Annotated in this window: 18 protein-coding genes and 4 pseudogenes; 9 read left to right on the top strand and 13 right to left on the bottom strand. The window is 57.3% G+C overall.

Translation table 11 applies throughout. The features are described 5' to 3' along the window. Positions 1-10 precede the first annotated feature (10 nt). From ACSSVY_RS15490 to istA, 10 genes and pseudogenes are all read right to left on the bottom strand, one after another. A complete protein-coding gene (locus ACSSVY_RS15490) occupies positions 11-1,333 on the bottom strand; it encodes a TRAP transporter large permease (protein ID WP_198133619.1) in 1,323 nt (440 codons plus the stop codon). After that, positions 1,323-1,823 (bottom strand): TRAP transporter small permease subunit, encoded by a 501-nt coding sequence (locus ACSSVY_RS15485; RefSeq protein WP_008282852.1) that lies wholly within the window; start codon positions 1,821-1,823, stop codon positions 1,323-1,325. The genes ACSSVY_RS15490 and ACSSVY_RS15485 overlap by 11 nt, the downstream gene beginning before the upstream one ends. A 495-nt stretch (positions 1,824-2,318) precedes the next feature. Beyond that, entirely contained in the window at positions 2,319-2,513 is a 195-nt protein-coding gene (locus ACSSVY_RS15480) for a hypothetical protein (protein ID WP_008282851.1), read from the bottom strand. A 44-nt stretch (positions 2,514-2,557) separates the two neighbouring features. Then, entirely contained in the window at positions 2,558-2,758 is a 201-nt protein-coding gene (locus ACSSVY_RS15475) for a transposase (RefSeq protein ID WP_425442833.1), read from the bottom strand. Positions 2,759-3,258: 500 nt separating this feature from the next. Then, positions 3,259-3,546: pseudogene (locus tag ACSSVY_RS15470) on the bottom strand (transposase); the annotation flags it as partial. Positions 3,547-3,617: 71 nt separating this feature from the next. Next, positions 3,618-3,914: pseudogene (locus ACSSVY_RS15465) on the bottom strand (transposase); the annotation flags it as partial. Positions 3,915-3,930: 16 nt separating this feature from the next. Continuing rightward, positions 3,931-5,073 (bottom strand): IS110 family RNA-guided transposase, encoded by a 1,143-nt coding sequence (locus ACSSVY_RS15460; protein ID WP_441347337.1) that lies wholly within the window; start codon positions 5,071-5,073, stop codon positions 3,931-3,933. A gap of 220 nt (positions 5,074-5,293) precedes the next feature. Further along, positions 5,294-5,460, bottom strand: a pseudogene (locus ACSSVY_RS15455) (IS3 family transposase); the annotation flags it as partial. 354 nt (positions 5,461-5,814) lie between these two features. Then, positions 5,815-6,579: an IS21-like element helper ATPase IstB gene (gene istB / locus ACSSVY_RS15450; RefSeq protein ID WP_151976068.1), complete on the bottom strand. Its 765-nt coding sequence runs from the start codon at positions 6,577-6,579 to the stop codon at positions 5,815-5,817. Next, a complete protein-coding gene (gene istA, locus ACSSVY_RS15445; RefSeq protein WP_151976069.1) occupies positions 6,576-8,063 on the bottom strand; it encodes an IS21 family transposase in 1,488 nt (495 codons plus the stop codon). The genes istB and istA overlap by 4 nt, the downstream gene beginning before the upstream one ends. Before the next feature lie 921 nt (positions 8,064-8,984). On the opposite strand from istA, the gene ACSSVY_RS15440 reads away from it, so the two are divergent. The 3 genes from ACSSVY_RS15440 to ACSSVY_RS15430 all read left to right on the top strand — a co-directional run bounded on the left by ACSSVY_RS15440 (position 8,985) and on the right by ACSSVY_RS15430 (position 11,301). After that, positions 8,985-9,437 (top strand): hypothetical protein, encoded by a 453-nt coding sequence (locus ACSSVY_RS15440; protein WP_151976070.1) that lies wholly within the window; start codon positions 8,985-8,987, stop codon positions 9,435-9,437. 48 nt (positions 9,438-9,485) lie between these two features. After that, complete coding sequence (rnk, locus tag ACSSVY_RS15435; protein ID WP_151976071.1) at positions 9,486-9,917, top strand: nucleoside diphosphate kinase regulator; 432 nt, start codon at positions 9,486-9,488, stop codon at positions 9,915-9,917. A gap of 124 nt (positions 9,918-10,041) precedes the next feature. Continuing rightward, positions 10,042-11,301 carry a D-amino acid dehydrogenase gene (locus ACSSVY_RS15430; protein WP_151976072.1) on the top strand — a complete coding sequence of 420 codons (1,260 nt, stop codon included), beginning with the start codon at positions 10,042-10,044 and terminating at the stop codon, positions 11,299-11,301. Between the two features lie 32 nt (positions 11,302-11,333). Here the strand turns inward: ACSSVY_RS15430 and ACSSVY_RS15425 are convergent. Both ACSSVY_RS15425 and ACSSVY_RS15420 read right to left on the bottom strand, forming a co-directional pair. Then, a pseudogene (locus ACSSVY_RS15425) lies at positions 11,334-11,426 on the bottom strand (FAD-binding protein); the annotation flags it as partial. 736 nt (positions 11,427-12,162) lie between these two features. Further along, complete coding sequence (locus ACSSVY_RS15420; protein WP_151976073.1) at positions 12,163-12,642, bottom strand: hypothetical protein; 480 nt, start codon at positions 12,640-12,642, stop codon at positions 12,163-12,165. A 1,502-nt stretch (positions 12,643-14,144) separates the two neighbouring features. Here ACSSVY_RS15420 and ACSSVY_RS15415 point away from each other — a divergent pair. The 3 genes from ACSSVY_RS15415 to gdhA all read left to right on the top strand — a co-directional run bounded on the left by ACSSVY_RS15415 (position 14,145) and on the right by gdhA (position 16,994). Then, the gene (locus ACSSVY_RS15415) at positions 14,145-14,618 is read left to right on the top strand and encodes a hypothetical protein (RefSeq protein ID WP_151976074.1); all 474 of its coding nucleotides are present in this window, start codon (positions 14,145-14,147) and stop codon (positions 14,616-14,618) included. An 87-nt stretch (positions 14,619-14,705) separates the two neighbouring features. After that, positions 14,706-15,146, top strand: coding sequence for a nucleoside diphosphate kinase regulator (gene rnk / locus ACSSVY_RS15410; RefSeq protein WP_254699958.1), 441 nt, complete (start codon positions 14,706-14,708; stop codon positions 15,144-15,146). Between the two features lie 495 nt (positions 15,147-15,641). Beyond that, a complete protein-coding gene (gdhA, locus tag ACSSVY_RS15405; protein WP_151976075.1) occupies positions 15,642-16,994 on the top strand; it encodes an NADP-specific glutamate dehydrogenase in 1,353 nt (450 codons plus the stop codon). A 629-nt stretch (positions 16,995-17,623) separates the two neighbouring features. Here gdhA and ACSSVY_RS15400 read toward each other — a convergent pair. Then, positions 17,624-18,196, bottom strand: a complete 573-nt coding sequence (locus tag ACSSVY_RS15400; RefSeq protein WP_151976076.1) for a LuxR C-terminal-related transcriptional regulator — start codon at positions 18,194-18,196, stop codon at positions 17,624-17,626. A gap of 112 nt (positions 18,197-18,308) precedes the next feature. On the opposite strand from ACSSVY_RS15400, the gene ACSSVY_RS15395 reads away from it, so the two are divergent. The 3 genes from ACSSVY_RS15395 to ACSSVY_RS15385 are packed head-to-tail and all read left to right on the top strand — an operon-like array spanning position 18,309 to position 22,157. Next, a complete protein-coding gene (locus ACSSVY_RS15395; protein ID WP_151976077.1) occupies positions 18,309-19,481 on the top strand; it encodes an acetyl-CoA acetyltransferase in 1,173 nt (390 codons plus the stop codon). 4 nt (positions 19,482-19,485) lie between these two features. Then, positions 19,486-21,030 carry a class I adenylate-forming enzyme family protein gene (locus ACSSVY_RS15390; RefSeq protein WP_151976078.1) on the top strand — a complete coding sequence of 515 codons (1,545 nt, stop codon included), beginning with the start codon at positions 19,486-19,488 and terminating at the stop codon, positions 21,028-21,030. Positions 21,031-21,071: 41 nt separating this feature from the next. After that, positions 21,072-22,157, top strand: coding sequence for a C4-dicarboxylate TRAP transporter substrate-binding protein (locus ACSSVY_RS15385; protein ID WP_151976079.1), 1,086 nt, complete (start codon positions 21,072-21,074; stop codon positions 22,155-22,157). Positions 22,158-22,201 lie beyond the last annotated feature (44 nt).

Genomic DNA, 22,201 nt, shown 5'->3' with positions numbered 1-22,201 from the left:
GTCTCCTTGTTTACTTGGTGTAGAGCGTCTCTGGTAGCCATGTGACCAGTTGCGGAAAGATGGCTACACCGAGGCACATGATCAGGATCAAGCCAATGAATGGCAACACCCCGATGATGATCTGTGAGGTTTTGACCGACTTGGGCGCGATAGCGCGCAAATAGAACAAGGCATAGCCAAAAGGCGGCGTCAGAAACGAGGTCTGCAACACCACCGACATGAGAACAACAAACCACAAGAGGCTGACATCCATCTCTTGCACGATGGGCAGAAAGATCGGGAACGAAAGCAAGACAATCCCCGTCCAGTCGAGGAAAGCGCCCAAAATGAACACGATGAACAGCATCATCGTAATGAGCATCCACGGCTCCATATCCATGCCCCGGATGATTTCCTGAGTGGCGCGCAACCCGCCGGTGATGTTGAACACGCCGGTAAAGGCGGTTGCTCCGATCACGATGAAGAGGATCATCGCCGAGGTGCGCCCGGTCTCCAGCATTGCGCCGTAGAAGCTGATCCATCTGAACTTGCCGCGAAAGATCACGATCAGCAGCGCCAGCATGGCCCCGATGGCAGAGGCCTCTGTTGCCGTGGCTATGCCCGCTAGGAGCGAGCCGAGGATGCCGAGGATCAGCACCAAGGGCGGTACGGCCTCAATCGCCAGCATCTTGAGCAGGGCGCTGCGGCTGACCTTTTCGTCCGACTCAACGGCGGGGGCCATATCGGGGCGCACGAAGGCCACGATCACAACCCAGACGGCGTAGAGCAGTCCGAGCAATATGCCGGGGATCATTGCACCGGCAAACAGTTCGCCCACCGAGAGCGGTGAGTAGCTGGCCATCAGGATGAGCATGATCGAGGGCGGAATGAGAATGCCGAGGCAGCCCGAGGCCGCGATGACGCCGGTGGTGAGCGTCGGGCTATAGCCATATTGCAGCATCGGGCGCAGGGCCATGACGCCCATCACGGTGATCGAGGCGCCGATGATGCCGGTGGTCGCCGCCAAGAGGATCGAGATGAACACGACCGCCAGTGCCAGACCGCCGCGCACATTGGACATCATCAGCCGGAGGGATTCGAACATTCGGTCGGTGACGCCGCTGTCCGAGAGAAACCGGGCCATCAGCACGAACAGTGGAATGGCAATCAGCGTGAAATTATCCAGCACATCGCCGAAGATGCGATTGATGACGATGCCCAGCACCATCGGCTTGCCCGCGATCAGCGCACCCAGAACGGCGGTGCCGCCCAGCACAAAGGCCAGCGGATGGCCCATGAAGAGGCCAAGCAGCAGCAGGCCGAACATGCACAGGGCGATGACTTCAGGCGTCACTGCGCACCTCCTGACGATTGAATACGAGTTTCAGAACCTCTGCGATCCCCTGCAACAAGAGCAGGGCCGCCGCCGCAGCCATCGCCATCTTGAGCGGATAGACGGGCAATTGCACCGAGCCATAGGTGGTTTCACCCTGCGCATAGGACCGCATCGCAAATTCATAGGAGCGGGTTGTGAACACCCAGGCGAAGGGAAAGAAGAAGATCAGATAGCCCAGAGCATCGACAATACGGGCCGGGGTCTCGGACAGATTGGCGGTCAGCAGATCCACCCGCACATGCGCCTGATGCCGCAGCGCATAGCCGCCGAGCAGCACAAAGTAGAAGCCGAACATCTGCTTTGTGACGTCAAACGCCCAGCGGGTCGGATCGTTGAGCACGTAACGCATGAATACGTCATAGATGATGAATGCCGCGAACACGATCGCCACCACAGAGACGATTCTGCCGACGGTTTCGTTAAGCCCGTCAATGGCGCGAATGATCATGGTTTCCTCCGCCAGTATGTGTCAGCATACTATCCGGACACGGGCAGGATACAAGGCGAGGAATTGAGAAGAAGAACTATTTTAGGATTGCAGAAAGACACGGTAACTACTCACGGTTCGTTAAGCCGGTGAGCGTCACTCGGCTCGCTTGACGTTTTCAAGCGGCTTCGGTGCAGGCGAGTCGGGCTTTTGTATTAAACATCGGGCTGAACGCTCCACGAAGATAGAAGCCATAGCTTCATATCCAAGCAACCAAAAGGGTAGGTAAAGCACCCAATCATCAAGATCTTGATCGTGCCTAAAATCACTTGGACCCGCTAATCGTAAGTGGCGGAATTCCCCGCCATCCAGTCTTGTACTCTCCGTGGATATCGAGCAAAAAATGGCATTTACCTGAGTCCAGCCGAACGGTTCTCCATCGGCGTATGCACTTGGCACCTTTACCGGCGGACAGGAACTGTCAGGCCTCTGTGGGCGGTTCGGAAATCATCGTCCTCAGGTTTGTCTGTACCAGCGCCGCTCTTCCAGAAAGTGCAAGTTGTGGGTCGAACGCACCGCCAGCGCATAGGGCTGACCACGATCCTCCAGCATGTGCGGGAACCCATAGTCCGAGCTATAGACCACATGGGTGAGGACAAAGGCGCTTGGCGCCCCCTCACCCAGCAGCTTTTCTGTCATTTCGCAGGCCATGGCCGACTTTGTGGCAAATATAACGTTTTCCGGCACACGCGCCTTTATGCACCGCTACAACTCGTTGGCCCAGTCCTTCGGCAGGTAAAGCCGCCGATCAAGCAGTGCGTGATTCCCGCGGCTGGCATAGGCGGCGAATACACCGATCTGGCATTCTCAATCCGGTCTGCCGTACCGGAATACTGTCGACCAACACCGACGGAGTGAGCCTCCTTCTTCAGAAACCTGGTATCATCGATGACCAAAACCCCATCGAGATCACCGAGCGCCTTTAGGCGCCTAGCTTCGAACCCGCCCAATCCGAAACGGAAATGGCACAACCATCCGATCAGAGAGAGTTTAATCTGAGGTCGTTCAAAACGCAAATTCTGTGGTTGCCGCCCGTCAGGCAAGAAGTTTCTGACCCCAGGGGCGTGTGATCGAGTCGTCTAATCGCAGCCAGAATTGCAAGCATTTTCTTTGCACCACCGGGCGTTGGACGGCGGGAGGTCGGTCTTCAGGTCATGCGTGAGACCAATGCGCCTGAGGCTCCGAGTGCGCGTCGTCGAAACGTTTGCCGGGTCAGGGTCGTCTTCGCGGTCGACACGTCGGTCGCCGCATGATGGGTCTTCGCGGAGGAGCCTTCCAATGTGCGAAACGCACTCAGCTGTTTTAGCTGGTGCAACTCGATCAGCGGAATGGCTCGACCTACGTCCCGGCAGGGACGCCTTCGCGCGCTCGCGACTTGAGCGCTATTGGTGACGTGTCAGGTTGCGGCCTTTGCGACCCGCACGAACGGGGTGTCATCCCGGAGCATTGCATGCATTATGACTGCGAGTTTTCGAGCCACCACGACGGCAGCGCGTTTGAAGCCGATGCGTCCCTTGAGTTTCAGCCCCCATGTCCGCAGATCGCTGTCGGCAAGACTGCGGGTCAGAATGACCGTTGCCGCCTCATAGAGAAGGCTTCTCACATGGCGGTCGCCGCGCCGGGATGTGTGACCGTCGTAGTCGACTTCCCCGGATTGGTATCGCCGGGTGGTCAGGCCCAGCCAAGCCCGACAGAGAGGTGGTTCGGTTGATCTGAACAGGTTCCGGGCGTTTTCTAAGTGGTTTTCCGCCTTTTTTATGCCGCTACCGCCTCGGGCATTGGCTGGTTGAAGTAGGCCTGATCGGGGGTTTTCCCGTCAAGCGATGAATTCGGGCGTCGGCTGTTGTAGAAGGCGAGATACCGTCCGATTCCGGCCCGGGCCTCGGACACGCTGGCATAGGCCCGCAGGTGGACCTCCTCGTATTTGATGGTCCGCCAGAGCCGCTCGACGAAGACGTTGTCGCGCCAGGCGCCCTTGCCATCCATGCTGATCTTGATCTCACGGGCGGCCAGCACCTTGATGAAGTCGGTGGATGTGAACTGCGATCCCTGGACGCCCTTCTAAGTGTCAAGCCGCGATTTGAGCCTGATTGATCTGTTTGTGACGTCGCGCGATGATGTTGAAGACTTCACGTGCGATGTATCGTTTCAGGCACCGAATAGCTTCCAGCTTTGAATGGCCTTGAGCTATTCGTCGCGCAACGTATTCCTTTGTCTTCGAATCCAGCCGTAACCGCCCAATTGCGATGATGTGGAGTGCGCTGTTCGCGGCTCGGTCGCCACTCCGGTTCAATCGGTGTCGTGTTGTTTTCCCCGAGGATGCAGGAACTGAGCTGACGCCGCACAAAGCAGCGAAGCTGGCTTCGGATCTGAGCCGTTCAGGATTGTCGCCTGCGGTCAGCAACAATTGAGCCGCGCTGGTAAAGCCGATCCCGCTGCATGCAATCAGATATGGGGCAAGGTCAGTGACGATTGCTTCGATCATGTCGTCCAGATCGGCGACCTCATCGTGCAGCTCAAGGTATCGACGTGCTAGCGATTTGAGCGCAATCTTGTAAGATTCTTCGACATCCCGAAACCCTGTCAAATCCGGACGCCAAGCTGCCAGTGTCCTGATCAATTGCATGCGGGTCATATTGCGCAAAAGATCACGTAGACGGTCAGGTGCGCAGATGATTGTGGTTTGGATGATCTGCAATGCAACCCGCCGGGCTTGAACAGCCGTTTTGCGGCAAACCCTTAATACACGCAGGGATTCTACCATCCCATCCCGGCTGCGCGGGGTTACCGTGCGCCGCTCTGCGAAGGCCGCGTGGGCAGCGCTCTGTGCATCGAAGTCATCGTTCTTGCCACGCCGCCTTCGGTCCAATTTGTCCGGCGCGGTCACCTCCAAGACGTCCACACCAGCGACCTGCATATATCGCAAAAGCCCGGCACCATAGCTGCCGGTGCATTCAATGCCAATCCGCTGCAAGTCTCCGAATGAGCGTATCCATGTCAGCATCAGCTTGTAGCCCTGCCGTGTTGTGGCAAAGCTCTGCGTTCCCAGCACTTGATCATTGTCATCCACAACAGCTGCAACATGAAGGTCTTTGTGCGTATCAACCCCGCCAACAACTGGGGTGGTTTGTTTGGATCTGGCTATAGGATCATCCTTCCCGGCAGTGGCAGACTTGCTTCGTTGACAAAAATGCACGGACAGGACAGTCATGAGACCAAATGGTCAGGCCCTTCTTGGTTCACGCGGCATCTTTGAGACAAAGCCTCACCGCAAGGCGTTCCCGGGCGGTCGACAGATCCAGGGAAAGACACGTGTCTGGTCGGTCGCTGTTTGGGTCAGACCAAACCGGAAAGCCAAGCGGCACCAACCCAGCGAACGGTCGATCGGTGTTTGAGTCAAACCACCCGAGAACTGGTGACCATCATAGACTATCCGTGTTGAAGATCTCGGGCGTGCCGTGACGAGCCAGCGCCTCTTCCACAGCTTCTATGCAAATTCTATGCAAAAATCGGCCTCCAGCGTGATCGACACGCGCCGCGTGAGCCAATCGAGCACGGCCGCCAGATAGATGAACCCACGCGCCATGGGGATGTAGGTTCTTTAATTGATCATCTGCGCTCGTCGATATTGTCGAGTGTATCGGCCACCTGCAAGGTTCTTTTTGAAGTCATCCCATTTGGTGCTTCATCTCGGCATCCAAGGCGTCGACCTCCCGACGGTGATATTCGCGATGCGTAGGGCTCGCATGTAGATCGCTCGGGTTTTGTCGATTGCCTGCCGCTGTGGTCGATACGGCAACTTTTTGCGGGCGCGGTATGTCGCGGCTTGCGTTTGGTTTTAGGCCTCCTTTGCCTCAAATTCGGTGCCATCTTTCCAGATAGCGTGCGCTCCCCAAATAGCTGGCACGTGCCATGGCGCATTGGCCCGGAGGGCCAATTCTGTTAGGTGTGATCAGGTGGCGGATCGGGCCTTTCGAGCGCGGCTTTGGCTGAGGCGATAGCTGTCGCCGTTCATCTCGAGAATGTTTACGTGGTGTGTCAGTCTGTCGAGGAGAGCGCCGGTCAGGCGTTCGGTGCCGAAGGTTTCGGTCCATTCGTCGAAGGGCAGATTGCTGGTGATCAGCGTGGACCCGCGCTCATAGCGCTGCGAGATCAGTTCGAACAAGAGCTCGGCACCGGTCTTGGACAGTGGCACGAAGCCCAGTTCGTCAATGATCATCAATTTGACGCCGGCCAACTGCTTTTGCAGCCGTAGCAGACGGCGCTCGTCTCGGGCTTCCATCATCTCGTTGACCAGCGTCGCGGCGGTGGTGAAGCTGACCGAGAGGCCCTTCTGGCAGGCCGCCAGCCCCAGCCCGAGGGCAACATGGGTCTTGCCGGTGCCACTGGGCCCCAAGGCGATGACATTCTCGCGTCGCTCGATCCAGTTGCATCGCGCGAGTTCCAGTACCTGCATCTTGTTCAGCTTGGGGATCGCCTTGAAGTCGAAGCTGTCCAGGCTCTTGGTCGCCGGGAACTTCGCTGCCTTGATACGCCGCTCGATCATCCGCCGCTCGCGGTCGATCAATTCCAGCTCGACCAGACGTGCTAGGAACTGGACATGATCCAGCCCTTCGGCGGCGCATTGGCGGGCGAGCTTCTCGTATTCCCGCAGGAAGGTGGGCAGCTTCAGCGTCTTGAGATGATCCGCGAGCAGGATCTTCGGGGTGTCGGTCATGCCGCATCCTCCGACATCAGGGCCATATAACTGGCCGCGGACGTGGTCTCGACGTTCGCCCGCGGCAGGTATGGATAGACATCGAGATCCAGCTTCGGCGGCCGTTTCTCGACGTGGCAGAGGACAAGGTGCTTGACGGCATCGAAGCCGACCGCGCCCAGTTGCAGGGCCTTCTTCACCGCAGCGTGGAGATCGTCGATGTCGAAGGTCTCGAGCAGGCGCAGAACCTGAACATACTCGCGGCGTCCTGCCTTGATCATCCGCGCTTCCATCAGGCGGCGCAGGGTCGTGAACTCCGACGGCAGGTCCCATTCCGCCAGGGGTGCCGCCTGGTCCAGGGCATTGATCTTCTGCTCGATCAGCGGAAGGTAATGCACCGCATCGAAGACCATGTCCTCGCGGTCGTAGCAGCGGGGATGACGGGCGATCACCTCGCCACCGCAGCCGATCACGACCATGTCGACATAGCCCCTGATCCAGACGTCGCGATGGCCGTAGGCGACCGGCACTGAATAATCGTTGGTCTTGTAGCGCACCAGCGCCTGCGAACTGACCCGTCCGGTGGCCTGATCGCAGGCATCGAACGGCGCCGCAGGCAGGTCGGACATCGCGGCCAAATCCCGCTCGAGGCGTTGGCCAATCGTCTCAGACTGACCTCGCAGGACATCCGCCTGACGTTTGAGACACTGCGCCTCCAGGTAATCGTTGAACGCGTCCCAGGTCGCGAACCGCGGGATCGGCACCATGAAGTTGCGGCGGGAATAACCGACCAGCCCCTCCGCGTTGCCCTTGTCATTGCCCTTGCCGGGCCGCCCGTAACGATCACGGAACAGGTAATGCGACAGGAACCCGCTGAAAAGCGTGGCCCTTTGACGTGTCCCGTCCGGCAGGATCTTCGCAACCAGACAGCGGTCGTTGTCGTAGAGGACCGACACCGGCACCTTGCCGAAGAACGCGAAGGCGTGAACGTGGCCATCCACCCAGGCCTCGGCAGTGGCCGCCGGATAGGCACGGACATAACAGGCGTCGCTGTGGGGCAGATCCATCACGAAGAAATGCGCCTTCTGCTCAATGCCGCCGATGACGACCACCGCCTCGCCGAAGTCGGCCTGGGCATGACCGGGCGCATGCGCCAGCGGCACGAACATCTCCCGGCCGCGCCGTTCGCGCTGTCGTATGTAATCCTTCACGATCGTGTAGCCGCCGGTGAACCCGTGCTCGTCGCGAAGCCGCTCGAACACCCGCGTCGCCGTGTGCCGCTGCTTGCGATGGACCTCCCGATCGCCGTCCAGCCAACCGTCGATGATCCCGGTGAAGCCATCCAGCTTCGGTCGCTTAACCGGTGCCGACCGCCGATATCCAGGTGGAACCGAAAACGCCATCATCTTGGCTACGCTATCGCGCGAGATGTTGAAATGCCGCGCCGCCTCACGCTGGCTCATGCCCTCAGCACAGGCCAGCCGAACCTTCCGATACAAATCCACAGTGAAAATCCTCCCGCCCTCCCTGTGACCAGAAAGGGTAAAGGTGGACGACTTTTACGCCGCCCGCAGCAGGCTCATCCCGCCGCTACCGTGGCCTACTTTCGCACCGCCGTTCTCAAAAATGCAGGAGTCGACACCACAGTGGCTGTGTGAAATGCGCCTGATATGGCGACGTAGAATCCCGATGTCCCTGAGCCAGCGATCGTTTACGGGTTTGAAAGCCGGTATCGTTCCGAACCGTTTCCAGCTTTCATACGCCGCGCGTGTCCGGTGCCACATACCTCCGCCCTGCATGAGAACGGGATCGTCGTGCAGAGAGGTGTGGTTTTGGTGAAAGATCATGGGATGCATGTCATCTTCCAACAACAAGGTACTTGAAACAATAACGTCGGGTTCCTGCGCGCATCCGGAAATCGAACTTGCACACTATCACAATTTGATTTCGTCAGATGGAACGACCATCTCTAATTTAGAAGATCAGCGTGATCTTTAGCAGCCCCACTGCGTGAAGCGGCACAAAAATGCCAGCCCCGCCCGGGGCTAACGGCGGTTCAGTATCTGCCCTGCAAAGAGCACGAACCCCATATGACAGCGGATCATCATGTTTCTTGAGATGGGGGTATGACACGCGCTTTCAACGGTTAAAGCCCAACTCAACTCTGGTTCGAGCCGTCTTTCCAAAAAGTGGGTCATTTAGGGCACAAAAATGCTGATCCGCAATTATTCACAAGTCAGGATTGACGCGTAAGAGCTCCAGACCTACTTTCTACGCTATGTTGGAACATGTAGATCATTTTCGCTTTCTACTTCTAAACCGCCCGTTCCCCCGGGCGGTTTAGACGCGTTCGCGCCTGCCATACTTCCCGGGGCTCCTCACAGTCATGAAACCTGAACGCGGCGAAATTCGCCCGAGGAGAAGCTATGTTCGATGTCAATCAGCCCGATCCGTCAGATATCCAGACCCAATACCCGCTCAGAATGCTTCGCAACACTCCCGCAACCATGCCAACCGCGGACTATCAAAAGCTACAGGAGCACCTTGAGGACTGCGAATGTGCCAGTCGTGCCGGCACAAGATTGCTTGCTTATGTGCTGGCCAACAAGTTGATGAATACGCGGCCCGCTGACGATGTGCATTACACCGATCTGGTGATTGGAGGGTCGTGCGTCACCTATGTCATTGATGGGACGGCACCCCAGACACGTCTGCTTGTCCACCGTGCTAGAACTGGGCAGCCCAGCGGAGTCATCCCCGTGGCCTCACTGCTGGGGGCTACCTTAATCGGCATGAGGACCGGGCAGCGTGCTCCGCTACTGCTTGAAGACGGCAGTATCGGCAGGCTTTTTGTGAAAGACGTTAGAAGTTCGATTTAGGTCTCTGGGCAAAACCCAAGACCATCACCAAAATAGGGAGAGTTAAAGATGTCTAGATCTATTCAAACAGCAAAAAGGCCGAGCAGACGGAATCCCAAGATAGTTCTCAATTTAGATGATCTGACGCATCTGGAGAGTTTGGCCGACGGCATGATGAAGCGTCAACCTGCAGTCGCAGACCGCCTATTCGACGAGATCGGGCGTGCGCGTATCGTGCCATCCTCAAAGATGCCCCGAGGCGTCGTCAGCATGGGCAGCGCCGTGACCTACCGTGACGAAACCACGGGGCAGGAAAAATCCGTTACGCTGGTCTATCCCGAAGAGGCAGATATCGCCAAAATGCGCGTATCAGTCATGACACCTATTGGTGTCGCGCTCTTGGGCTTGGCTGAGGGAGCCAGTTTCTATTGGGACACGCGGGCGAACCAGCGGCGCATTTTGACGATCCTAAGCGTTCACCAACCTTCTTCGGACCACTGAAGCTGTACGTCGAACTCGAAAGGCTCGATGGGCACCATCCTCGCAGAATGGTGCTCGTCTGCAATTATGTAATCGCGATGAGGGCATAATTTGCGCCTGAAGCTGCGGACGAAAGGTATTTGCTATGAAAGTTGTTGTCATGGGTGCGGGCGTTATCGGCGTCACCACCGCATACTATTTAGCGAAGCAGGGCGTTGAGGTTGTGGTGATTGATCGCCAATCCGGACCTGGGCTTGAAACCAGCTACGCTAACGCGGGACAGCTGAGCTATGGCATGACCTCTCCGTGGGCGGCCCCCGGAATCCCGATGAAAGCCGTCAAATGGATGTTCATGAAGCGCCGTCCGTTGTTCATCTGGCCGCTGATTAGTCCGACGATGTGGAAGTGGTGCGTGCAGATGGTCCGCAACTGCAACGAGGATGCCTACCGCATCAACAAGGGACGCATGGTACGTGTGTCTAGCTATTCGCGGGATGTTATGCCTGATTTGATCGCCGAAACGGGCATTGAATACGATGGCCGCCAACTAGGCACGTTGCAGTTGTTCCGCACCGCAAAACAGCTCAAGGCATCGAAGGCCGACCAAGACGTTCTGACCGAATACGACAGCCCCTACGAGGTCTTGGACCCCGAGGCTTGCATTGCCGTTGAACCTGCACTGGCGGAAGTCCGTAACAAGTTCGTTGGTGGTCTGCGCTTGACCGCTGACCGCACCGGTGATTGCCGCATGTTCACCATCGCTCTTACTGAGAAGTGTGTCGAGATGGGGGTGGAGTTCCAGTATGGCCAGTCGATTAAATCAATCGCTGTCGTTAGTGGCAGGATTGCGGGCGTCGATACCGAAATCGCGGGCCGGATTACAGGCGACGCCTATGTCTGCGCCATGGGCAGCTACGCTACTGGCGTACTGAATCCGATCGGTATCAAGCTGCCGGTCTATCCCGTGAAAGGCTATTCCGTCACACTGCCGGTGACGGATGATGCCTATGCGCCTCAGTCTACTATCATGGATGAGACTCATAAGGTGGCAATCACCCGTCTGGGCGACCGCATTCGCGTGGCAGGGCAGGCGGAGATTGCGGGTTACTCCAACCGACTTGGCCCACATGCCACGAATACTGTCAAACACGTCATTGGCGATCTGTTCCCCAAGGGAGGTGATATTTCCAAAGCCGAAGGGTGGACAGGTCTTCGCCCGATGACGCCCGATGGCACGCCCGTGCTCGGATCGACGCAATACGACAACCTGTTCCTGAACACCGGCCACGGTACGCTTGGTTGGACCATGGCTTGCGGTTCCGGGCGCGCGGTTGCCGACGTCGTGTTGGGCAAAACGCCAGAGATTTTAATGGATGGGCTGACTGCGGAAAGATATTCCCACTAAACTAGGGGTGTCAGCAAACTGTGTTGGTCGGCTACCTTGCTTTCTTTCCTACCGGCGAGGTGCAGGATTGCGCCCGAAATGCCGACAGCGACATAGAGATCGGGGGCGAGGACCTTGCCGGTCTGTGACGTAGTTGCTTGGTCTCGGGGACCAGCCCGCTTCCATTGATCAATTTGCTTCGCCTTCTCACTTTTTCAAGATTGGAGAGTTATCTTGAAACTGATGCATGTAGACGCCAGCTCTAAGGGAGCACACTCAGTGCGCCCTGTCCAAATACTTTGCCGAGCAGTTGCACGACCGTGTGCCAGACCTTTTGATAGATTATCTCGATCTTGCAATCGAGCCACCGGCTCACCCGACCGTGCAGTTTACGCGCGCGATCTACACCACGCCGAATGATCGGACTCCAGAGATGGTTGCCGAAGTGGCAGCTTCTGATCAGTTATGCCACCGTGTGTTGACCCCGACGCATTCGTGTTCGTCATGCCAGTGCAACCAGCATCAGCGGTGCTAGACGGGACGAAGTAATCAAGGCTGACGACAACGGCGCAGAGCGTTATGCCGACCAGCGCTCCAAGACCGGCGCGTAGCGGTTCGCCCGCGCGAAATTCGGCCATGGCGGGACTTAGATTGAGAAGGATCGACATGTTGTGGCACCTTTGACTTGAAACTGCCCAGACACAAGTATGCTCAACATTTGAGCGAAAAATTTATACCATGCCTATTCAAGAGCGAAAGGAAATCTCTTGATCGTGTGGCTTCCAGAGCGTCTGCTAAAGAGAATTAGGTCCACCTGCGACGGGTAATTCCAGCAAACCTGGGCAAGCGGACCTGAGTGAAATCGCGTAGAATATTCCTAAATCAGGATTGCTCCACTTGGTGAACGACACTGAAGAGATGCACTTGCCGGAACGATCCGTCCGCTTGAAGGAAAGGTGCGGTCTCACCCGTTTCCATCCCGGTCAATGTTGCACCAAGCAAAGACGCCATGTTAATATCGTCTTGTCTCGGGTTGTAGTTTTCACAATATACCAACCGCCCATTTTGCGTTCGGAGCCTGTCGATTGCGAACGTGATCCGAGATCCCCCGATCGCAGTCGAGCGCAAATGAGAGGCTGCAGCTAAGTCCAGCGCATAGTTTAATTTCCTGCGCAGAAGACGCGACAATGCCAAGTAGAAACCCTTATCTACATGGACTGCGTGTTCCAGGTACGCTGTAAGGGCGCGTCTATCGCGCTTTGAAAGCCGGCATTCGCCCGAATGTGATTTCAGAATTTCATACTCGCTTTTTTCGTTGGATTTTGTGTCGAGGACGAGTCCGCTGTAATCGGAATAGGCCATTTCAACCTCCTTGGGCGACAAGAATGTCGCCACGGCATTTGAGTGTTAGTTGGTGTTGGAGGTCCCGGAGCAGCGACACTGAGCGCGTATATGAACCCACTCCGGGCAGCGTGCGCGTTGGGACAATGTTCCAGAACAAGAAGAAAGGCTTAGTCATGGTGCAACACTCCTTCGAGTGGGTTGTTTACCCGTAAACGCTGGGTCGCCAATTCCATCGAATCCGCAGGCGATTTCGTACCGATGCATCGCGATATCTCACAGGGTTGGATCATCCCCGGCGGCGTGAGCCGCAGTCATCGTCCGCCCTTGCCATTTCTTGACTGCTGCCCGCATCCACCGCCTGAACGGAACGGTAACCATTAGCCCAAAGGTACGTCTATTCAGGGATGCGCGTACATCGAGAGGCTCAAATGCAAACATATGGTCGTCCATTCGTAAGAGGCCAAACCTTCGAACATTTTCAACGCGCCAACCAATTGCCGACACGTTCGAGATGACTTGCTTTGAACGGTTTGCGATGGCTGTTCGATCGATTCCCCGAAGCACGGCAATAATACTATTGCCCGCTCGGGGTTACCTGCGGTTTAGCAGATTTCCCGCGTACTGCAGGAACCTCTTATGGATCGTGAACATCACCATGCCATCCATATGGCCGCTTCGTGAAGACAATGCAACATTGGGAGTAAGATTGCAGGCGTCGACACAGAGATCGCCGACCGCATCACGGGTGGCGCCTACATTTGCGCCATGGGTAGCTATGCCTAGGGCGCGCTGAACCTCATTGGGATCAAGCTGCCAGTCTAGCCCCGTGAAGGGATATTCCGTCACCTATCCGGTGACGAATGATGCCTTCGCGCCGAAGTTTACGATCATAGATGAAACCCACAAACGTGCGATAGCCCGTTTGGGTAGCAGCACTCGCATGGCAAGGTGAACGGAGATTGCAGACTATTTTAACCGACACGGCCCACATGCCACGAATACAGTCAAAGACGTCATTGGCGATCAGCTTACCCGGCGCGGAGACACTTCCAAAGCCGAAGGTTGGACCGGTTTTGCGACCGATTACACCTGATGGCACGCCTGTTCTGGGGTCGATGCAATATGACAACCTGTTCATGAATACCGGCAGTCATACGATTGGCGCCAATTCTCGGGTGGTTTGACTCAAACTCCGATCGACCATTCGCTGGGCCACAGCTGGGCGATGTCGCGCAAACAGATTGTCCGGATCCGGGCAAAGTAGTCGGCTCAAAGTCAGAGGTGCCCTATCGGCGTGTGCAATAGGCGGGGTTTTGTCGGTTCAGGAAATAGGTGTTGACAGACAACCGGGTACGTCTACCGTGGGTTACATGGTAGCGAACATGAATCATATCCGGTTTCCTGTTCTGAACCGCCGGGCTCCCCGGGCGGTCGACGCATAGCGTTCTTCCCTACCACCCGGGGCTCTTCAAATCCTTGAAAAGTGTAGGCAATATATTGCCGCTCCCGGGAGTAAGACTATGTCCACAACCAATACCAATACCCATAAACATCACGGCACCGGTGCGCCCTGGCCGAACCGGAAATGCCTCACTAGACGAAGCGCGTTCTCGCTGACCCGCAGTGACCGGACGTCGCTTGAACGGCTACTGCTGGACAGGGCGCTGTTCGAAACACCCTACCCGATCATCCTGACCGGCTTTCTGCGTCACAAGCTACGCACCGCGATACCGGCCCGCGAACCGGCCTCCGAGGATCTGGTCACCGGCGGCTGTCATGTGGTGTACATGATCAGCGGCGGCGGTGTTCAAAGCGGTGTCCTGACATTTGACCTGATGCAGCGCCCCGGTGTCATACGGGTCGCCTCGATGCTGGGCGCGACCATGATTGGAATGCGTCGGCACCAGCGTGCCCCGATGCTGCGTGAGGACGGAACCGTCGACACGCTCGTGATCCTCGAAACCTTACCGCATCAGGATATTGCGGCGGTCTAGGCCGCCCAATTCGCTTCAGGCCAGCGCTATCCAATCCATGAATTTCTTAAACGCGCTTCAGCGCATTGCACGCAAAGGAACAACACCATGCAAAAATCCATGACCCAGTCGAACCTGCTGCGCCGCCGCCCCCGACTCGACCTCTGCCAGGAGGATTTCAACATCCTAGAGTCACTCGCCGAAGGCGGGTTTCGACGCAATCCAGACCTTGCGAATCGCTTGTTCGATGAACTTGATCGCGCGCGTATAGTACCCGCGAAAAAGCTCCCACCCCATGCTGTTTCGCTTGGCCGGACAGTGACCTATCGCGACGAAACTACCGCGCATGAAAGCACTGTCAGGCTGGTCCTGCCAGAAGATGCCGACATCTCACAGCAACGCGTTTCGGTCATGACCCCCATCGGCGTCGCACTCATCGGTCTCTCCGAAGGTGCAGTCTTCCACTGGCAGACACTAGAAGGCGAGCGTCGCGCGCTGACCGTACTCAGGGTCGCTTCGGGCAATCCTGAGGACGAGCTTTCCCTCTAGTGCATGGTTGATGCCGGGCGCGTGACGTGCCCACTTATCTGCTATCTGGCACCGTAACTCCGCCTCCGACCGATCCGGGCTGCATCCTTGGAGGTGCAGCCAGCGCCCCCGGCAATTCAAGAAATTTATGAATCAGCAATCTTGCATAACATATCCGTCCTGCGGGGAAATGGCCTTGACCTGCAGAATCTGCCGCAAGATGGGACTGTTGCATTAATCGATTGCCGCAGCGATCTTCGCGTAATTAGACGATCAGGCATCGGCGCATCACCCGCGCCCAGAAACCTATTGCTATCGGCATCGGTTTGGAGGCCGCACAACTTGAACCATCTAACCGCGACCTCATGACATACCTTTCTCGACCTCATCCTGATTGAGAACGCCTTGCACAGCGGTTGAGGATCAAATAACTGGCTCTATGGTTGGCATAAGACAACTTATCTGCCCGCGCATCCATCACCCGACCAAAATTGTCCGCGAAAAGTGACTAAATCAATGAACAATATCGATGAAAAACTGCACCCAATCTTTGCGGAAGTGATGCGGCGCAATGCCGGTGAGCCTGAATTCCACCAAGCCGTACACGAGGTGATGGAAAGTCTCGGGCGCGTCGTCGCAAAGAAGCCGGACTACCTCGAGCACGCACTCATCGAACGGATCTGCGAACCCGAGCGCCAGATCATCTTTCGCATTCCATGGGTCGACGATCTGGGGAACGTCCAGATCAATCGCGGGTTTCGCGTTCAGTTCAACTCGGCTCTTGGCCCTTACAAGGGTGGAATGCGCTTCCACCCGTCCGTTAATTTGGGCATCATCAAATTTCTCGGTTTTGAGCAGATATTCAAAAACGCGTTGACTGGACTGCCGATCGGTGGTGGCAAAGGCGGTACGGATTTCGACCCCAAGGGCAAATCCGATGGCGAGATCATGCGGTTTTGCCAATCGCTCATGACCGAACTGCACCGCCACATAGGCGAACAGACGGATGTTCCAGCAGGCGACATCGGTGTGGGTGGGCGTGAAATCGGGTACATGTTCGGCCAATACAAACGACTAACAAACCGCTATGAATCCGGTGTATTGACTGGAAAGGCCATTGCCTACGGCGGCTCCCGCGCCCGTACTGAGGCCACCGGTTTTGGCAATGCCTATTTCACTAAGGCTATGCTCGAGACCCGTAACACCGAGTTCGACGGCAAGCGCGTGGTGGTGTCGGGCGCGGGCAACGTTGCCATCCACACCATCGAAAAAGTGCAATCGCTTGGCGGCACGGTCATCGCCTGTTCGGATTCAAGCGGCTATATCATAGACGAGGCGGGGATTGATCTAGAACTTCTCAAGGAAGTCAAGATCGTCCGCCGCAAACGCATCTCGGAGTATGCACGGCTGCGCGGCGACGTGCATTTCTTACCAGTGGGCAAAGGTTCGATCTGGGATATCCCCTGTGAGGTGGCGATGCCTTCGGCCACGCAGAACGAACTGTCAGGCAAGGATGCGAAATCCCTAGTCAGGAACGGCGTGCTTGCTGTAAGCGAAGGTGCCAACATGCCTTGCGCACCTGAGGCGATCCGAATCTTGCGCGAGGCCGGCATCCTGTTCGGGCCGGGCAAGGCGGCGAATGCCGGGGGCGTTACGACCTCGGCATTGGAAATGCAGCAGAACGCCAGCCGCGACCGCTGGAGCTTCGAACAGACCGAACAGCGGTTGGCGCAGATCATGAAGAGTATCCACGACCGATGCGCTGAAACTGCCGATGAATACGGCGCTCCCGGGGATTATGTTCTGGGCGCCAACATCGCAGGTTTCGTCCGAGTTGCCGAAGCGATGCGGCTGCTTGGAGTAATCTGAGTCGGCCCCGCAGGATGGCGAAAGACAAGGGAGATCTCTTATTGGCCCGGCAGCTTCCGCTCACAGGGGAGCAGGTTCTAAGGCAAGCAAAGATCGCCTAGGCTTCCGCGCCGCAAGACCTCGATGAAATTTCCGGTCGCCGCAAACATGCAGCGCACGTGGCGGTATCTGCTTGCGGTCACACAGTGCAGCGCTTCGGTTTCTGAGAGTGTTTGCAATTCGGCAGATGCCAGCGGTTTGTCATCTCCCTTGAATTTTAAGGTGCTCGATGCAAACAGGGCGCTTTCGCTATCGTCGAAATGACCCACCAGCTATCGCGCGATAGGTCTTTCTGACTTTATTTTTCGGGCCGCTGATGTGGTGCAGGCGATCGGCGTCATCGGTCAGCAGCAAAGTCCCGATGCCTGCTTGTCCAAGCGGCCAATGGTTGAGATCGCTGGATTGCGGCGTCTCCGGCGCGCTGGCGGGATATAATGGTCTACTGTGCGCGCATATTTGTGCGAGCACATCACGCCCAGAGGCTTATTCATCAGCACGGTCAATGCCCGCAAGTGGATCGAGTGCTTTAATCCCGATTGTCATGCGGCGCGACAAATCCGCACTATGAATAACCCCTGGCTTGTATGATGTCAGATCGAAACAATGATCTGCGATACGAGCTCGGCGGTGTTGCTGACATCGAACTTCCGCATCAGCTTCGCGCGGTGAGACTCCACCGTGCGGACCGAGATGCCGAGTTGCTCGCCGATTTTCCGAGACGTCATTCCCTGACCAATAAGCGGTGCAATTTCGCGTTCACGACCGGTCAGGTTCACAGACTGGTACTGCCTCTTGTCCTGGATGCGGTCGAAGCTCCAGATCATGAGCTTGAACGGATCCTCGGGCGTGAGCGTGATGCCCCTGGCACGTGCCCAGAAGAGCTCCTTCTTCGCCGTCTGCATGAATCGCTCGTCTTCGTAGAGCGTGGTGGCCCCCTTGCGCAGCGTTTCCTCGCAGTTTTCTCCGATGCGCTTGAAATCGGCGATGGTCGGGTAGAGGAGCTGGACAGACTTGTTGACAAGCTGGACTCGTGCAAAGCCGAACAGCGTCTCTATGGCGCGGTTGATCTCAACGATCCGCCGATATCGCACCATGATCTGAGCAACAGGCGATTCGCGAAAGGCCAGGAGACCGGCCTTCTCGGGTGTCGATGTGTCGATCATGAAGCCTCCCCCCGACCCATCTATCAGTAGAACTACTGAGATATACGCGTAGTTCTACGAATACCACCTAACAGTTGTGCGTGATACCATTTTCTTCGAGGAGGACTTTTTCATGACTAGGCGGATTTCCATCATCGGAAGTGGGCACTCGAAGTTCGGGCGCCTGGACAAGAACCTCGAGACATTAATCGTCGAGGTCACGCGAGAAGCAGTCGAGGAGGCAGGTGTCGATCCCGCCGATATCGACGCGGTGTTCCTGGGTCACTTCAATTCGGGACTGGTGACAGACGGCTTTGCCTCGTCCCTGATCCATCAGGCTTACCCTGAACTGCGCTTCAAGCCTGGCATGAGGGCGGAAAACGCCTGTGCATCCGGCTCTGCGGCGATCCATGCCGGCATGAACTCGATCCTGGCGGGCAAGTCGAAGACCGTGCTCGTGGTGGGTGCAGAGAAGATGACTCACCGCTCGACGCAGGACGTTACCCTCGCCCTCGCAGGTGCAGGTTACCAGAACGACGAAGAAGAAAAGAAGCTCAGTTTTCCCCAGGTTTTCGGTGTTGCCGCGCAGGATTACACCAGCCGGTACGGAAGTCCGCTGGATGCGATGGCGCGGATCTCCGTCAAGAACCATGCCAACGCCATGCGCAATCCACTGGCGCACATGCAGAAGGAATTCACCTTCGAGGAGACATCTCAGGTCACCAACAAGAACCCCGAGATCGCGCCACCACTTCGCTTGACGGACTGCTCCTTGGTCACCGACGGAGCTGCGGCGGTGATCCTTACGACCGAAGAGAATGCAGCCTGTTTCGACAAGGCCGTCCGCTTCCGCTCCGCCGTGCATGTGAGCGATTTGATCCCGATGTCGAGCCGCGACTTTCTTGCCTTTGAAGGGCCCGAGCGCGCGTTTGCCAAGGCATTCGAGGAGGCCGGTCTGTCACTCGGTGATGTTGATTTCGCAGAAGTCCACGACTGCTTCACCATCGCGGAACTACTGACCTACGAAGCGATGGGGCTCATGCCCAAAGGGCAGGGCGGCAAGGCACTTGAGGAAGGTATCGTATACCGGGACGGGAAGCTTCCTGTGAACCTCTCGGGCGGCCTGAAGGCAAAAGGCCACCCGGTCGGTGCGACGGGTGTGTCGATGCATGCCATCTCCTACCGTCAGCTGACGGGACAGGCGGGCGACATGCAGCTCCCCGATGCAGGCGTCGGACTTGTCTTCAACATGGGTGGGTCAGCGGTGGCCAACTACGTCTCGGTCCTGGAAGCGCAGAAATCCTGAAAACATGAACATCGCAAAATGGCTTCACCAGACGGCTCTCGTGCGTCCCGATGCTCCGGCCATCCGGCTCGGGAAGCGCCTGCACGCGAACTATGCCGAGTTCGCCTTCCACAGCTGGGCTATCGGAAGCCACCTGCAGTCCCAGTATGGCATCCGACCGGGTGATCGCGTGGCGCTCTTCGCCAAGAATTGCGCCGAATACCTCGAGATGCTCTATGGCGTGATCTGGATCGGTGCGATCGTGGTTCCGATCAACAACAAGCTGCACCCGCGGGAAGCTGCCTGGATCATCGGGAATTCGGAAGCCAAGCTGGTCATAACCGAGACAGGTGATCTGTACTCCCGTCCTGGTGATCTGGATGTCGCATGCCGTGAAGTCGGGATCCGTGCACCGGAGTTCGCGGGCACTATCGGCCGGTCGCATGCCGACCAGTATCGCCCTCCGGTCGATGCCGAAGAGGATGACATCGCGTGGCTGTTCTATACGTCGGGCACAACCGGCCGTCCCAAGGGCGTGATGACAACGCACCGGAACCTGCGCATGATGGCGACGAGCTACGCGCTGGATGCCGACCTCGTATCCTGCCGCGACCATTCCCTCTACGCGGCTCCCATGTCGCACGGGGCAGGGCTATACAACTTCCAGTTCGTGCGCGCCGGTGCCTGTCATGTCATCCCAGAATCGCAGGGTTTCGATCCTGCTGAAATCCAGGCCCTCGCCCAGTCGCTGGGCAACCTTGTCTTCTTTGCGGCGCCGACAATGGTGATGCGACTGGTCAGGCATGCAGAGCAGACCGGTTATCGCGGGGAGGGCATCCGGACCATGATCTACGGCGGCGGACCGATGTACCTGGCGGACATCACAAAAGCGCTGGAGACTTTCGGGCCGCTTTTTGTCCACATCTACGGGCAGGGCGAGTCCCCGATGACCATCACTGCAATGCCGCGGGATGTGGTTTCCGACAGGATTCATCCTCGCGCCGATGCTCGCAGGGCGTCTGTCGGTATTGCCCAGTCATGTGTCGAAGTCCGTGTCGTCGACGATAACATGAAGAACAAGCCGACGGGAGAAGTTGGCGAAATCATCGTGCGCGGCGATACGATCATGAAGGGTTACTGGAAAAACCAGAAAGCAACCGACGAAACCATCGTCGACGGATGGCTCAAGACCGGCGACCTCGGAGCGATGGACAGCGAAGGGTTTCTGACCCTGACGGACCGGTCAAAGGATGTCATCATCTCGGGCGGCACCAACATCTATCCCCGGGAAGTGGAGGAGGCTATCCTTGAACATGACGGTGTTTACGAGGTGTCGGTGATCGGCAGCCCCAACACGGAGTGGGGAGAAGAGGTCGTGGCCTTCGTGGTGATGAACGACTGGGCCACTTGCGACAGGGATGCGCTGGACACCTGGTGTCGAAGCCGTATCGCCTCGTTCAAGAAGCCCAAAAAATACGTGTTCGTTCACGAGTTGCCGAAGAACAGCTACGGCAAGGTTCTGAAGACCAGTCTACGAGAACGTCTCGCGGTTGCAGAAGAGGATCTGTGACGAGACAACCGGAAAAATCCAAGAAGTAAGGGAGGAACCAAATGAAGCGCAGACATTTCCTGGCAACGAGCGCGGCCGCCGCTGGCGGTGCGTTCGTGATGGGTACACCGTCGATCCTGCGGGCGGCGACGTCACTCAAGTTCGACAGCTACGTGTCCGATACCGCCGGACCGTCCTGGATCGACAGCTGGTATCTCGACGAGCTCGAGAAACGGACCAACGGCGAGGTGGAAATCCGCCGCTACTGGTCGGGATCGCTGAACAAGGTCGGCGAGCATCTCGGGGCGGCCCGTGATGGCACGTCCGAAATCACGCTGATTTCGCCCGGCTACTACCAGGCGGAGCTGCCGGTGACGCGCGGCCTCGAGTGGTACTACCGCATGAACTACGCCGACGCACTCCAGCGGGTATGCCGCGAGGTATACGAGAACTACGAACCGCTGCGCGCTGAATGGGAGCAGCGGCATCGCTCGAAGGTTCTCTACTGGACTAACTGGAACTATGCGCCGCTGGTCATGCGCGAACCCATCGAATCCCTCGAGGACCTCAAGGGCAAGCGTATCCGCGGATACGGTGTTGCGACTGACGTCATCGAGGCGCTTGGCGGAACCGCCATCCCGATGGCGGCGGGCGAGGTCTACCAGGCACTTGAACGGGGCATCCTTGACGGGGTGTATGGCTTCGACTTCGTCACCGCTGTGGCCTACAAACTTCATGAAATTGCGCCGAACTTCTACGATATCGGCGATGGCCCCCACGCGCCCGCGGCAACGATCATGAACAAGCAGGTCTACGATGGACTACCCGATGACGTGCGGACCGTTTCGGACGAGATTGTCGGCGAGATCTACGGCGGCAAGTTCACCGAGATATACGAGGATGTGCTGGCCAGCTACGTGGAGACGGCGACCTCGGAAGGCGTGACGCTGAACAAGGTATCTGACACCGAGAAGCAGCGCGCTCGCGATCTCGTGCAACCGGCCCAAGTCAACAAATGGGTCGAGGAGACCGCGCCCCAGGCAGGCATCGACGGTGAAGAGATGCAGTCGATGATTTCGGATGCGATCTCGAAATATGATCCTGAAGGCACGCTCAGGCGCCCGTATGAGATCAGCCAAGAATCGTAAACACGTCGAACGATAACGCGCGACCGCTCACGAGGTAAATCATG

The sequence above is a fragment of the Roseovarius sp. MBR-51 genome (assembly GCF_053628575.1).
The sequence above is the reverse complement of the archived record's forward strand: the minus strand, read 5'-3'. Positions and strand labels throughout refer to the sequence as shown.

Excerpts from the sequence above, each read along its gene's own strand:
- ACSSVY_RS15485 (WP_008282852.1), bottom strand. The coding sequence starts at position 1,823 with ATGATCATTCGCGCCATTGACGGGCTTAACGAAACCGTCGGCAGAATC.
- ACSSVY_RS15480 (WP_008282851.1), bottom strand. The coding sequence starts at position 2,513 with ATGGCCTGCGAAATGACAGAAAAGCTGCTGGGTGAGGGGGCGCCAAGC.
- ACSSVY_RS15460 (WP_441347337.1), bottom strand. The coding sequence starts at position 5,073 with ATGACTGTCCTGTCCGTGCATTTTTGTCAACGAAGCAAGTCTGCCACT.
- istB (WP_151976068.1), bottom strand. The coding sequence starts at position 6,579 with ATGACCGACACCCCGAAGATCCTGCTCGCGGATCATCTCAAGACGCTG.
- ACSSVY_RS15440 (WP_151976070.1), top strand. The coding sequence starts at position 8,985 with ATGTTCGATGTCAATCAGCCCGATCCGTCAGATATCCAGACCCAATAC.
- rnk (WP_151976071.1), top strand. The coding sequence starts at position 9,486 with ATGTCTAGATCTATTCAAACAGCAAAAAGGCCGAGCAGACGGAATCCC.
- ACSSVY_RS15430 (WP_151976072.1), top strand. The coding sequence starts at position 10,042 with ATGAAAGTTGTTGTCATGGGTGCGGGCGTTATCGGCGTCACCACCGCA.
- ACSSVY_RS15420 (WP_151976073.1), bottom strand. The coding sequence starts at position 12,642 with ATGGCCTATTCCGATTACAGCGGACTCGTCCTCGACACAAAATCCAAC.
- ACSSVY_RS15415 (WP_151976074.1), top strand. The coding sequence starts at position 14,145 with ATGTCCACAACCAATACCAATACCCATAAACATCACGGCACCGGTGCG.
- rnk (WP_254699958.1), top strand. The coding sequence starts at position 14,706 with ATGCAAAAATCCATGACCCAGTCGAACCTGCTGCGCCGCCGCCCCCGA.
- gdhA (WP_151976075.1), top strand. The coding sequence starts at position 15,642 with ATGAACAATATCGATGAAAAACTGCACCCAATCTTTGCGGAAGTGATG.
- ACSSVY_RS15400 (WP_151976076.1), bottom strand. The coding sequence starts at position 18,196 with ATGATCGACACATCGACACCCGAGAAGGCCGGTCTCCTGGCCTTTCGC.
- ACSSVY_RS15395 (WP_151976077.1), top strand. The coding sequence starts at position 18,309 with ATGACTAGGCGGATTTCCATCATCGGAAGTGGGCACTCGAAGTTCGGG.
- ACSSVY_RS15390 (WP_151976078.1), top strand. The coding sequence starts at position 19,486 with ATGAACATCGCAAAATGGCTTCACCAGACGGCTCTCGTGCGTCCCGAT.
- ACSSVY_RS15385 (WP_151976079.1), top strand. The coding sequence starts at position 21,072 with ATGAAGCGCAGACATTTCCTGGCAACGAGCGCGGCCGCCGCTGGCGGT.